At 41.2% G+C, this 13,489-nt stretch carries 13 protein-coding genes; 12 read left to right on the plus strand and 1 reads right to left on the minus strand.

Annotation, left to right across the window (positions count from 1 at the left end):
* The first annotated feature begins 3 nt into the window (after positions 1-3).
* From rseP to BKL51_RS08430, 12 genes are all read left to right on the plus strand, one after another.
* Positions 4-1,335 carry a sigma E protease regulator RseP gene (gene rseP, locus BKL51_RS08375; RefSeq protein ID WP_077466253.1) on the plus strand — a complete coding sequence of 444 codons (1,332 nt, stop codon included), beginning with the start codon at positions 4-6 and terminating at the stop codon, positions 1,333-1,335.
* 27 nt (positions 1,336-1,362) lie between these two features.
* Positions 1,363-3,753, plus strand: a complete 2,391-nt coding sequence (bamA, locus tag BKL51_RS08380) for an outer membrane protein assembly factor BamA (RefSeq protein ID WP_077466254.1) — start codon at positions 1,363-1,365, stop codon at positions 3,751-3,753.
* Between the two features lie 101 nt (positions 3,754-3,854).
* The gene (locus BKL51_RS08385) at positions 3,855-4,466 is read left to right on the plus strand and encodes an OmpH family outer membrane protein (protein ID WP_077466255.1); all 612 of its coding nucleotides are present in this window, start codon (positions 3,855-3,857) and stop codon (positions 4,464-4,466) included.
* A gap of 12 nt (positions 4,467-4,478) precedes the next feature.
* A complete protein-coding gene (gene lpxD / locus BKL51_RS08390) occupies positions 4,479-5,504 on the plus strand; it encodes a UDP-3-O-(3-hydroxymyristoyl)glucosamine N-acyltransferase (protein ID WP_077466256.1) in 1,026 nt (341 codons plus the stop codon).
* A 102-nt stretch (positions 5,505-5,606) separates the two neighbouring features.
* On the plus strand, positions 5,607-6,053 hold the full coding sequence (fabZ, locus tag BKL51_RS08395) for a 3-hydroxyacyl-ACP dehydratase FabZ (RefSeq protein ID WP_077466280.1): 447 nt from the start codon (positions 5,607-5,609) through the stop codon (positions 6,051-6,053).
* Positions 6,054-6,071: 18 nt separating this feature from the next.
* On the plus strand, positions 6,072-6,860 hold the full coding sequence (gene lpxA, locus BKL51_RS08400; RefSeq protein WP_077466257.1) for an acyl-ACP--UDP-N-acetylglucosamine O-acyltransferase: 789 nt from the start codon (positions 6,072-6,074) through the stop codon (positions 6,858-6,860).
* Positions 6,861-6,949: 89 nt separating this feature from the next.
* Positions 6,950-8,122 (plus strand): lipid-A-disaccharide synthase, encoded by a 1,173-nt coding sequence (lpxB, locus tag BKL51_RS08405; RefSeq protein WP_077466258.1) that lies wholly within the window; start codon positions 6,950-6,952, stop codon positions 8,120-8,122.
* Positions 8,115-8,708, plus strand: coding sequence for a ribonuclease HII (gene rnhB / locus BKL51_RS08410; protein ID WP_077466259.1), 594 nt, complete (start codon positions 8,115-8,117; stop codon positions 8,706-8,708). Before lpxB ends, rnhB begins: the two co-directional genes overlap by 8 nt.
* A 16-nt stretch (positions 8,709-8,724) precedes the next feature.
* A complete protein-coding gene (locus BKL51_RS08415) occupies positions 8,725-10,581 on the plus strand; it encodes an SLC13 family permease (RefSeq protein ID WP_077466260.1) in 1,857 nt (618 codons plus the stop codon).
* A 65-nt stretch (positions 10,582-10,646) separates the two neighbouring features.
* The gene (gene mog, locus BKL51_RS08420; RefSeq protein WP_077466261.1) at positions 10,647-11,240 is read left to right on the plus strand and encodes a molybdopterin adenylyltransferase; all 594 of its coding nucleotides are present in this window, start codon (positions 10,647-10,649) and stop codon (positions 11,238-11,240) included.
* A 1-nt stretch (position 11,241) separates the two neighbouring features.
* Complete coding sequence (glnB, locus tag BKL51_RS08425; RefSeq protein WP_077466262.1) at positions 11,242-11,580, plus strand: nitrogen regulatory protein P-II; 339 nt, start codon at positions 11,242-11,244, stop codon at positions 11,578-11,580.
* The gene (locus tag BKL51_RS08430; RefSeq protein ID WP_077466263.1) at positions 11,580-12,623 is read left to right on the plus strand and encodes an AI-2E family transporter; all 1,044 of its coding nucleotides are present in this window, start codon (positions 11,580-11,582) and stop codon (positions 12,621-12,623) included. Before glnB ends, BKL51_RS08430 begins: the two co-directional genes overlap by 1 nt.
* Before the next feature lie 48 nt (positions 12,624-12,671).
* Here the strand turns inward: BKL51_RS08430 and BKL51_RS08435 are convergent, their stop codons facing one another.
* Positions 12,672-13,460, minus strand: a complete 789-nt coding sequence (locus BKL51_RS08435; RefSeq protein ID WP_077466264.1) for a glycosyltransferase family 25 protein — start codon at positions 13,458-13,460, stop codon at positions 12,672-12,674.
* Positions 13,461-13,489 lie beyond the last annotated feature (29 nt).

Raw genomic sequence — 13,489 nt, forward strand, 5'->3', positions numbered from 1 at the left:
ATAATGTCATTTTTGTGGTCACTGGGTTCTTTTCTGATCGCTATCTCGGTATTAGTGGCGGTTCACGAATACGGTCATTTTTGGGCGGCTCGAAAGTGCGGTGTAAAAGTGCATCGTTTTTCTATCGGTTTCGGTAAAGTGCTTTGGCGGCGCACCGATAAAAAAGGAACGGAATTTGCCTTGTCGATGATCCCCTTGGGTGGCTACGTTAAAATGTTAGACGGACGAGCGGAAGAAATCCCTCAATCCTTAGAATCTCAAGCATTTGACCAAAAGTCGGTATTGCAACGCGCATTTATTATTGCCGCAGGGCCGTTAGCCAATTTTATTTTTGCTATTTTGGCGTATTGGCTGATTTATTCCGTCGGTATTCCGAGCGTAAAACCGGTGATTGAAAGTGTTGTCCCGAATTCTATTGCGGCACAGGCAAAGATTGAAGCAAACTCACAAATTATGACAATTGACGGACAAGAGGCACCGGATTGGGAAACTATCAATATGCTACTCGCTGCAAAGTTAGGGGAAGCCGAGGTGGATATTGGTTTTTCACCGTTTGGCTCAAGTATTACTTATGAAAAACGCTTGGACCTATCCGACTGGAGATTTGATCCTGAAAAAGAGAGTGCTTTTGAATCTTTGGGAATGAACCCTGTTCGTGCCAAAGTGGAAATGACTTTATCTAAAGTGGTAGATAATTCACCGGCGCAGAAAGCCGGCTTGCAAGTCGGCGATAAAATTTTAAATGAAAATTTGACCGCACTTTCTTGGCGGGATTTTGTGAAACTGGTCGAACAAGGGCTGCCAATTCCTTTAAAAATTGAACGTGACGGCAATATTTTTGCCAAAACGGTGCAACCGGAAAAAAATAAAGAGAATCGTTGGTTTGTGGGAGTAAGCCCAACCTTTTTAAATATCGGTGAGCAGTACCGTACGGAATTAAAATATGGTATTCTTGACGCTCTGTCGAAAGGCGTAGAAAAAACGGTACAATTATCGTGGTTAACCGTTAACGTGATTGGTAAATTATTTACCGGTGATCTTTCTTTAAATAATTTAAGCGGCCCGATTTCTATTGCAAAAGGAGCAGGCGCTTCATCAAGTGTAGGATGGGTTTATTTCCTGAGCTTTATGGCGTTAATCAGCGTCAATTTAGGTATTATGAATTTATTTCCGTTGCCGGTTCTGGATGGAGGGCATCTGGTGTTTTTGGCGGCAGAAGGTATTAAAGGAAAACCTGTTTCCGAACAGGTACAAAATTTAAGTTATCGCATTGGGGCGGCATTGCTATTAAGCTTAATGGTATTTGCACTTTTCAATGATTTCTTACGTTTATAAATTTTTATAGTAAATAGGATACAGTCGATGAAAAAACTTCTAATCGCAAGTTTATTATTCGGTACGACAACAGGCGTGTTTGCAGCCCCTTTCTTGGCAAAAGACATTCGCATAGATGGCGTTCAGGGTGAATTGGAACAACAAATTCTCGCTAGTTTGCCGGTTCGTGCAGGTCAACGTGTGACTGACAATGACGTGGCAAATGTTGTTCGTAATTTATTCGTAAGCGGTCGGTTTGATGATGTAAAAGCTTATCGTGACGGTGATGCCCTTGTAGTGAGTGTCATTGCTAAACCGATTATTTCGGAAGTGCATATTAAAGGCAATTCTTTAATTCCAACGGAAGCGTTAAAACAAAATTTGGATGCGAATGGCTTTAGAAGCGGTGATGTGCTGAATCGTGCGAAACTTGACGAGTTTGTGAAAGGCGTAAGAGAACACTATAAAAGTGTGGGACGTTATAATGCGAAAGTCGAGGCGATTGTAAATACGCTGCCAAATAATCGTGCGGAAATCAATCTTCAAATTGATGAAGATGATACGGCAAAATTGAAATCCGTTACTTTTAATGGTAATACGGCGGTTTCCGGCAGTACATTGCAAGAACAAATGGAATTACAACCGGACGCATGGTGGAAGCTATGGGGCAATAAGTTCGATGCAACCCAATTTGATAAAGATTTACAATCTATCCAACAATACTATCAAAATAATGGTTATGCAAAAGCGCATATTACCAACACGGATGTCCGGTTAAATGATGAACAAACCAAAGCGGAAGTCACTATCGATATTAACGAAGGTGAAAAATACGATTTAACCAGCGCGCGTATTGTTGGTAACTTAGGCGGTATGGCAGAAGAGTTACAGCCGTTATTAAACAATCTTCACTTCAACGATACTTTTAGTCGGGCCGATGTTACCGACGTTGAAAATGCTATTAAAGCAAAATTGGGTGAACGTGGTTACGGTAGTGCAACCGTTAATGCTGCTCCGACATTTGATGATGCGAATAAAACAATAGCACTGACATTTGTAGTTGATGCCGGTCGCCGTTTATCTGTTCGTCAAGTTCAGTTTGAAGGTAACACGGTTTCAGCCGATAGTACGCTACGTCAAGAAATGCGCCAGCAGGAAGGTTCTTGGTATAACGCTCAATTAGTTGAATTAGGTAAAGTTCGTTTAGATAGAACGGGTTTTTTTGAAACCGTTGAAAGCCGAGTTGATCCGGTTGAAGGTACTAATGACGAAGTTAATGTGGTGTATAAAGTAAAAGAGCGTAATACAGGTAGTATTAACTTTGGGGTAGGGTATGGTACGGAAAGCGGTATCAGCTACCAAGCCAGTATTAAACAGGATAACTTTTTAGGTACGGGAGCCGCGGTAAGTTTAGCCGGTTCGCGTAATGATTACGGTACGACAATTAATCTTGGGTACACCGAGCCGTATTTCACGAAAGATGGCGTAAGTTTGGGCGGAAATGTATTTTATGAAACTTACGATAACTCTGATAGCGATACATCGTCTAACTATAAACGTACGACATACGGTGGCAATGTTACTTTAGGTTTCCCGGTAAATGAAAATAACTCCTACTATTTAGGACTAGGTTACACCTATAATAAAATTAGTAATTTCTCTAGAGAATATAACCGTGACCTCTATTTGGCATCAATGAATTTTAATTCTACCTCAATTAAATCGAGTGACTTTGATTTTTCCTTTGGCTGGAATTATAACAGTTTGAACCGTGGTTATTTTCCAACTAAAGGGGTGAAAGCAAGTATTGGTGGTCGTGTCACCATTCCGGGATCCGATAACAAATATTATAAACTGAATGCGGATATTGAAGGTTATTATCCGCTTGATCGCGATCATCGTTGGGTGATTTCAGGTAAAGTCGGCGCAGGTTATGCCAACGGTTTTGGCGGTAAACGTTTGCCGTTCTACCAAAACTACACGGCGGGAGGAATTGGTTCACTACGTGGTTTTGCGTATGGTGCGGTAGGTCCTGAAGCTATTTATTATGCTAAGAATTGTCAGAGTGGTAAGGGTTATAAGGATGATTATTGTAACCGTAATGGCGATATCGTTGGTGGTAATGCAATTGCTACGGCAAGTATGGAATTAATTGTACCTACACCATTTGTTTCGGATAAGAGCCAAAACTCAGTAAGAACCTCGTTGTTTGTTGATGCGGCAAGCGTTTGGAATACAAAATGGACGGAGCAGGATAAAGCCAGATACCCTAATTTGCCAGATTACAGTGATCCAAGCCGCGTTCGTGCTTCTGCGGGTGTGGGCTTTCAATGGCAATCACCAATCGGACCGTTGGTATTCTCTTACGCTAAACCGATCAAAAAATATGAGAATGACGATGTAGAACAGTTCCAATTTAGTATTGGCGGTTCTTTCTAGTCGAACTTTTTATTTATTTTCTAGTCAAAACAAACACTTGCACGGTACCTGTTTAGGCTGTGCAAGTATGATTAACTACTTAACCTAATAAGGAAATTTCAATGAAAAATGTTTTAAAAGTGACCGCACTTTCAGTAGGTATTGCACTTGTATCAGGTTTTGCTGCGGCAGATGAAAATATCGCATTCATTAATGCAGGATATTTATTCCAACATCACCCGGATCGTCAAGCTATTGCCGATAAATTAGATGCCGAATTGAAACCGACGGCAGATAAGTTAGCCGCAAGTAAAAAAGAAATTGATGATAAAATTGCCGCATCACGTAAAAAGGTAGAAGCAAAAGTTGAGGCATTAAAAAAAGATGCACCGCGTTTACGTCAAGCTGAAATCCAAAAGCGTGAAGAAGAAATTAATAAATTTGGTGCGAATGAAGAAGCTGCACTGACTAAATTAATGCAAGAGCAAGATAAAAAAGTGGCTGAGTTCCAAGAAGAAAGCGATAAACGCCAAACGGAAGCTCGTGCAAAATTATTAGAAAGTATTCAAGTGGCAACCAACAATGTGGCAAAAGCAAAAGGTTATACCTATGTGCTTGATGCAAACTCTGTGGTATTTGCAGTAGAAGGTAAGGATATTACCGAAGAAGTATTAAAATCTATTCCTGTGACAGAAAAAGTTGCAGCGCCGGCTAAAGCAGAAGAGAAAAAATAATAGGTTCTCATAATGCAAAAATCCTATTCTCTACAAGAATTGGCCAATCAAATCGGCGCGACCGTTCGTGGTCACGCCGATGTTGTTGTCGCAAATATCGCTCCTCTTGATAAAGCGCAAGCTCATCAACTCACTTTCATTTCCAATGCAAAATTTCGTCCGTTATTAAAAGAATCTCAAGCCGGTATTTTGGTGGTATCCGAGGCAGACGTTGAATTTTGTGCGAAAGAAAGCAATTTACTCATTGTTAAAGATCCTTATGTAGCTTATGCGATTTTAGCGCAATATATGGACACTACACCAAAAGCAGCGCAAGGTATCGCACCAAGTGCGGTGATTTCTGAGGGCGTTTCTTTGGGTGAAAATGTGTCAATTGGAGCAAATAGCGTTATCGAAGAAGGGGCTGTATTAGGCGATAACGTGATTATCAGTGCAAATTGCTTTGTGGGTAAAAACACAAAAATTGCGGCCGGCACGCAACTGTGGGCGAATGTAACCATTTATCATGATGTAGAAATCGGCAAAAACTGCTTAATTCAATCCGGTGCGGTGATTGGCAGTGATGGTTTCGGTTATGCCAATGATCGTGGTCGTTGGATTAAAATTCCACAAGTAGGGCAAGTTATTATCGGTAACAATGTTGAAATCGGCGCTTGTACCTGTATCGATCGGGGGGCATTAGATGCAACGGTGATCGAGGATAACGTTATTATTGATAATCTTTGTCAAATTGCCCATAACGTTCATATTGGCACAGGTACAGCGGTAGCTGGCGGTGTGATTATGGCTGGTAGCCTAACAGTAGGACGTTACTGTTTAATTGGTGGTGCGAGTGTGATTAACGGCCATATGGAAATCTGCGATAAGGTGACAATTACCGGTATGGGAATGGTGATGCGGCCAATTACCGAACCGGGGGTTTATTCTTCCGGTATTCCGTTACAAACCAATAAAGAGTGGCGTAAAACCGCGGCTCTGACTTTGGGGATTGATGGAATGAATAAGCGTTTAAAAGCGCTTGAAAAGAAAATCGGTTAATCGGCTTTAAAAACGCACCGCACTTTAGTGGTGCGTTTTGTTTTTAACCGTAAATATCGTATAATTTGTGCGAATTTAGTGTTTATTTGTAAAGGTATCAACGTGTCAGAACAGCAATCAAGAGTGATCGAAGCAAAAGAAATTATGACTTTATTACCACACCGTTATCCGTTTTTATTAGTAGATCGCGTGTTGGATTTTAAGGAAGGCGAATGGTTAAAAGCAATCAAAAATATCAGTGTAAATGAGCCTTGTTTTACCGGTCATTTTCCTGGCGAACCTATTTTACCGGGCGTGTTGATTTTAGAAGCGCTTGCACAAGCTATGGGAATTCTGGCATTCAAAACCCATGAATTAAAAGGTGGAGAATTATTCTATTTTGCGGGGATTGACGAAGCGCGTTTTAAACGTCCTGTGTTACCCGGTGATCAAATGGAATTGAACGTTCAAGTCGTTAAAGAACGCCGTGGAATTACCGCTTTCACCGGTATTGCAACGGTAAACGGTGAAGTAGCTTGTGAAGCTAAATTAATGTGTGCACGTCGCTAATATAATAAGGGGATAAATATGATCCATCCAAGTGCAAAAATTCATCCGACGGCACTCGTTGAAGAAGGTGCGGTTATTGGTGAAGGCGTTTTTATCGGTCCTTTCTGTATTGTTGAAGGTTCCGTTGAGATTAAAGCGCGCACAGTGTTGAAATCACATGTAGTGGTGCGCGGCGATACCGTAATTGGTGAGGATAACGAAATTTATCAATTTGCGAGTATTGGTGAAGTCAACCAAGATTTAAAATACAAAGGCGAAGCGACGAAAACCGTTGTTGGCAATAGCAATAGAATTCGCGAGCATGTAACAATTCATCGGGGCACTATCCAAGGCGGAGGAGTAACGAGTATCGGTAATAATAATCTTCTGATGATTAACGTACATGTGGCGCATGACTGCCAAATTAAAAATAATTGTATTTTGGCAAATAATGCGACTCTTGCCGGTCATGTTGAATTGGATGATTTCGTGATTGTCGGCGGTATGTCGGCGATTCACCAATTTGTTGTTGTGGGAGCGCATGTAATGTTGGGAGGCGGCTCCATGGTTAGTCAAGACGTGCCGCCTTATGTGATGGCACAAGGTAATCATGCTCGCCCGTTCGGTGTAAATTTAGAAGGTTTAAAACGCCGAGGGTTTGACAAACCGACTATGCACGCAATTCGTAATGTGTATAAAATGATTTATCGTAGTGGTAAAACCCTTGAAGAAATCATCCCGGAAATTGAACAAATTGCTGAAACCGATTCCGCGATCAGTTTCTTTACCGATTTCTTTAAACGCTCAACCCGCGGAATTATTCGTTAACAGCGTTTCTCTCTTCAAAAAGAGTAAACATTATTAACAAATTAACCGCACTTTAATCCAAAGTGCGGTTATTTTTTAGGATAAATTTAATGAACAAGGAAAATCCTACTATTGCGCTTGTGGCGGGAGAAATCTCAGGGGACATTCTCGGTGCAGGTCTAATTAGCTGGCTTAAGACTTATTATCCCAATGCTCGTTTTATCGGTATTGCTGGTCCTAAAATGATCGCTGAAGGTTGCGAAACCTTGGTGGATATGGAAGCACTTTCCGTTATGGGCTTAGCAGAAATTGTTAAACATCTGCCACGCTTACTAAGAATCCGTAAAAATGTGATTCAAACCATATTGCGCGAAAAGCCCGATGTATATATCGGCATTGATGCACCTGATTTTAATTTAGACGTAGAACTGAAACTCAAAGCCAACGGCATCAAAACTATTCATTATGTCAGCCCTTCCGTATGGGCGTGGAGACAGAATAGAATCCACAAAATTGCTAAAGCGACAAATCAAGTGCTGGCATTTTTACCTTTTGAAAAAGCGTTTTATGATAAATTCAATGTGCCTTGCCGATTTATCGGTCACACGATGGCGGATGCAATCCCCTTAAAACCTAATCGGGCGGAGGCTTGCCGATTTCTCAATATTGATCCCGCACAACGTTATTTAGCGATTCTTGTGGGCAGTAGGGGGGCTGAAGTAGAATTTTTAACCGAGCCGTTTTTGAAAACGGCATTATTGCTGAAAAAGCAATTTTCGGCTCTACAATTTCTTGTCCCCTTAGTGAATGAAAAACGACGACAACAATTTGAAGCAATTAAGACCCGAGTCGCTCCGGATTTAGCTATGCATCTGATTGACGGCAATGCACGCCAAGTATTAATCGCAGCTGATGCCACTTTACTGGCCTCCGGCACCGCTGCTCTTGAAGCGATGTTGTGTAAATCACCAATGGTGGTGGGTTATAAAATGAAACCGCTCACTTATTTTTTAGCAAAGCGTTTAGTTAAAACCGACTATATTTCTCTGCCGAATCTATTAGCAAATGAAATGTTAGTGCCGGAAATGATCCAAGAAAATTGTGAGCCGATACTCCTCGCAGAAAAACTGGCGGTCTATTTTTCGGATGAAGAAAGTGCGGTTAAAAATCGCCATATTTTAATACAACGTTTCACGGACTTACACCGACAAATTCAATGTGATGCAGATAAGCAGGCTGCTCAAGCGGTGATTGATCTATTAGAGGAAAAACAACATGTTTGAATATCCGCAAGGTTATCAGTTAATTGCCGGCGTAGATGAAGTGGGGCGGGGGCCTTTAGTGGGGGCAGTCGTAACTGCGGCGGTGATTTTAGATCCCAATAATCCCATTGAAGGATTAGCCGATTCAAAAAAACTCACTGAAAAAAAACGCCTTGCCTTAGCAGAAGAAATTAAACAAAAAGCACTTGTATGGTCATTGGGGCGTGCGGAAGCGGAAGAAATTGATGAACTGAATATTTTGCAGGCATCCTTACTTGCCATGACGCGAGCGGTGAAATCATTAAAAATTCAACCGCACTTTGTGCTGGTAGATGGTAATAAAGTCCCTAAAGATCTCAATATCCCGGCCCAAGCTATCGTGAAAGGCGATAGTCTGGTTGCGGAAATTAGTGCCGCTTCTATTTTGGCAAAAGTCGCACGGGATCAAGAAATGGAATCATTGGACCGCCAATATCCGGAGTATGCTTTTGCCCAACATAAAGGATATCCGACGAAGTTACACCTAAAAAAATTAGCCGAATTAGGGGCATTGCCACAACACCGCTGTAGTTTCGCCCCAGTTCGCAAAGTATTAGAACGTCGCTAAAAATGAGAGGTAGGAGATGAATACCATATTCACAAATGCGCTTTGGGTCAGTCCGCTTTTCTGGACGCTTGCTCTGTTAGCCGTTGCAGTGATTTTATTCGTGAGAAATAAAGTGCGAATGGATGCCGTGGCACTTTTAGTGATGTTGGCATTTTATTTGAGCGGCATTTTAACCACCTATGAAATTTTTGCCGGCTTTAGTGATCCGAATATTATTTTGATAGCATTGTTGTTTATTATTGGCGAAGGATTGGTGCGTACCGGGGTCGCCTATCAAGTGAGTGAAGGGATCTTAAAACTTGCCGGAAATAGTGAAACCAAAGTCTTGGTGTTACTAATGCTTGCCGTGGCAGGATTAGGGGCGTTTATGAGCTCTACCGGTGTGGTGGCGATTTTTATCCCCGTGGTACTAATGATTTGTCGTCAAATGAATCTTTCTCCAAAACGTTTAATGATGCCATTAAGTGTGGCCGGATTGATCAGTGGTATGATGACACTCATCGCCACCGCCCCTAACTTGGTGGTGAATGCGGAATTAGTCAAAGATACCGGCACTCGTTTAAGATTTTTTGATTTTACTCCAATTGGTCTTATCATTTTGTTGTTAGGGATTGGTTATATGTTGTTAACCCGCCGTTGGCTAGGGGGAAATATTACTACGGATAACCAAGAAAATAACCAACGCTCAATGGCTGAATTGATTGATGAATATGGTTTACGCGGTCGTGCGAAACGTTTTGTGGTGCGTATCGGTTCACCTTTTATCGGCAAAAATTTAGATGAATTACATTTACGTTCCAACTATGGGATGAATGTGTTAGCGATTGAACGTTGGAAACGTTTTCGCCCGACTTATATGATGCCCCTTGCCACTTCTGAAATTCATGAAAAAGATATTTTAATGATCGATATGGGGCAGCAAGAATTTAATTTAGAGGAGTTTTGTCAAACCTATAATTTAGAACCGGCGGAGATTAAATCTCAATCTTTTGACGAACAGGCAAAATCTATTGGAATGGCGGAATTAGCTTTAGTACCGGGCTCGGCATTGATTGATAAAACCACACAAGAGGTGGAGTTTCGTTCTCGTTACGGATTAAATGTGGTGGGTATCAAGCGGGACGGCGAATTGATTTCCGACAGCTTTTCTGGCACACCTTATAAGCTTGGCGATTTAATTCTTGTTATTGGCGATTGGAAAGTAATTCAACAAATGCGTAACCGTACTAAGGATTTTGTTGTGCTAACCTACCCGAAAGAAATAGATCGTGTCGCACCGGCACAAAGCCAGGCACCGCAAGCCTTGCTTTCCATATTGGTGATGGCGCTGTTAATGGTATCCGGTCTTGTACCGAATGTGATTGCCGCACTCATCGGTTGTTTAATGTTGGGTTATTTCCGTTGCATAGATGCGAAAAGTGCTTATGACTCCATTCATTGGCCAAGTCTAATTTTGATTATCGGTATGATGCCGTTTGCTACTGCACTGCAAAAAACCGGCGGGATTCAACTCGTTGTGGAGGCAATGTTGCAGTTAATGGGAGATTGGGGAATGCATTTAGTGTTGATGATGTTATTTATCTTTTGTGCAGTGATCGGATTATTCATCTCTAATACAGCGACGGCGATTTTAGTCGCACCTATTGCAATTTCATTGGCACAGCAACTCCAAGTATCACCTATCCCCTTTGCTATGGTGGTGGCAATCGCCGCATCCGCCGCATTTATGACGCCGGTCTCTTCACCGGTTAATACAATGGTCGTGGGGCCCGGCGGATATAAGTTTAGTGATTTTTTAAAAATTGGTGTGCCGTTTACATTGATTGTGATGGTGGTGAGTGTATTTTTAATTCCGCTTTTATTCCCTTTTTAATGACATAGTGTGAACCGGTTCACAGAGAATACAAAAAAGTATTGATTGAAATTTTAAGGAAAAATATGACCGCACTTTTAAAAATTGGCCTTGTTTCCGTGTCTGATCGCGCTTCATCAGGCATTTATCAAGATCAAGGTATTCCCGAATTACAGGCTTGGTTAGAGAACGCATTAATCAATCCTTTCCATATAGAAACCCGATTGATTCCCGATGAACAAGGAATTATTGAGCAAACCCTCAAAGAATTGGTGGATAAACAAGGTTGCCATCTTGTATTAACCACCGGCGGAACGGGGCCGGCTAAACGTGATGTAACCCCTGATGCAACCTTGGCGGTTGCCGATCGTGAAATGCCCGGTTTTGGCGAACAAATGCGCCAAGTGAGTTTACACTTTGTACCTACGGCAATTTTATCCCGTCAAGTGGGAGTAATTCGTAAAGAAAGTTTGATTTTAAACTTACCGGGGCAACCCAAAGCCATCAAAGAAACCTTAGAAGGGGTGAAAGACAAAGACGGAAACGTGCTTGTGAGGGGTATTTTTAGCGCAGTGCCTTATTGTTTACAACTCATTAACGGTTTGTATATTGATACTCACTCTGATGTTATTGAGAGTTTTCGCCCAAAAGCGGCAAGACGAGAAAATTTGGAGAAATAGGATGAAAAAGATCGAAGCGATGATTCGCCCGTTTAAACTTGATGATGTGCGTGAAAATCTTTCCGATATAGGTATCACCGGGATGACAGTGACCGAGGTGCGTGGTTTTGGTCGTCAAAAAGGGCATACGGAACTTTACCGAGGGGCGGAATATATGGTGGATTTTTTACCAAAAGTAAAAATGGAAATTGTGGTGCCTGATGATCTGCTGGAACAATGTCTTGAAACCATTATAGAAACCTGCCAAACCGGCAAAATCGGTGATGGAAAAATTTTTGTTTATGATGTGCAACGGGTGATTCGAATTCGTACCGGTGAAGAAAATGAGGAAGCGATTTAGTGGAAAATAACCTAAATTTATACCGCACTTTGTTGGGGATAGCCGCCGTTATTGTTATTTTAGTCGGTATCAAATTAGCCGCTGAAATTGTTGTACCGTTTTTGTTGGCACTCTTCATTGCTATTATTTGTTCTCCGATTATTAAAGCAATGACTATCCGCCGTATCCCCCGCTGGCTTGCGATGGTACTGCTGTTTGTCTTGATCTCCCTTATTTTCTTCTCATTCTTGGGATTGATTAACAGTAGCGTGCGTGAATTTACTCAATCTATTCCTCAATATAAAATTTTGCTTTCCGAACGAGTAAATGATCTGATGGCATTGGCACAACATTTTAATTTGCCTGTTTATTTTTCAAGGGAAACAATTCAAGAAAATTTCGATCCAAGTATCATTATGAATTTTGTTAGCCGTGTATTGCTCAATTTTTCCGGTGTGGTAAGCAATGTATTCGTCTTAGTGCTTGTCGTGATTTTCATGCTCTCTGAAGCTCCCACCATGAAACACAAAGTTGCGGTGGTGATAAGCTCCACACCGAATGATGTAGAAAAGGAGGAACGCCATATTAATCGCATTTTGCAAGGGGTGATTGGCTACCTTGGGATTAAAAGTATCACCAGTTTGCTGACAGGGATTGCGGTGTTTATTTTGTTGGAAGTGTGCGGCGTACAATATGCGATTTTGTGGGCGACATTAAGTTTCTTGCTCAATTATATTCCGAATATCGGTTCTATCATTGCCGCCGCTCCCATTATTGTACAGGCTTTATTATTGAATGGTTTCGGTATCGGTTTTAGTGTGGCAGTTGGTGTGATTGCGATCAATTTGGTTATCGGTAATATTCTCGAGCCTAAAATGATGGGGCGGCGTCTCGGGCTTTCCACTTTAGTCGTTTTTCTTTCCCTCTTATTTTGGGGATGGTTGCTTGGTACGGTGGGAATGCTACTTTCCGTTCCCCTTACAATGGCACTAAAAATCGCCTTAGAATCCAGTCCGAATACGGTGAAATATGCCGAGTTGTTGGGGGATGTGGAAAGTGATTAAAATTTTTTTAGAGACATAAAAAGTGCGGTAAATTTTACCGTACTTCACTTATTTAAAGGGGACGGGTTTGCCAAAAAGTCGTCTTTTTAATCTTATCCACTCTTTCTTTATTCTTTCCAAAGGCGGTGCTTTCGTATTGTTATGGCTTACCTGTTCTCTTCCGGCAGAGAGGCTACTTTCAAAATGATTAGCATTGATAATAAAATCCTGCACACAAACTCCGGGTAAAAGCTGCATAGCTTTATAATCTTTTTGGTTCAAAAATTCTATAAAAATAAGATCATCGGCCGGAAGCGTAAGTAGCTTATTTTGAACCTTGTCGAGCAAATATCTCGCCCCTTTAGAGGTGAGGGTGTAACCCGCTGCACCTGATTGTTTAAAGGTTAAGGGAATAATTTCACGGTTGCATTTTATTTTTTTTGACTTTCTTTTTCCAAAGAGCATTTTTCCGTTGGCTTCTAATTTTAAAACATCCGTATTATCGGGAAGGTAATCAATTTCTAATAATTCCTTTGCATTTTCCCCTAAGTGAATGTCATCTTCAAAAATATTAATGTAGTCGAGGTTATTTTCCAGCATAAAATTCCAAAGGAAAATATGGCTTAAAGCACAGCTAATTTCGACATCACTTAAAAGAGCTTTGGGGGAACGGTCAAGAATAATATTAAGCTTTTTGGCAATTTCATCAATATTTGAAGGCGTAACCGCATCGAAAAATAAGAAAGGGATATTTTGTTTGTCAAATTCATTTTCAATGTGCTTTCGGCGTTTTTGTGCGGTAGTTAAACTAATGACATAATTGTGTTGTGTTGTGTTGTGTTGTGTTGTGTTGTGCATAAATATTACCTATAAAAAAGATAAGATTA

Origin of the sequence: Rodentibacter sp. Ppn85 (genome assembly GCF_001999335.1) — a bacterium.
Lineage (GTDB): Bacteria > Pseudomonadota > Gammaproteobacteria > Enterobacterales > Pasteurellaceae > Rodentibacter.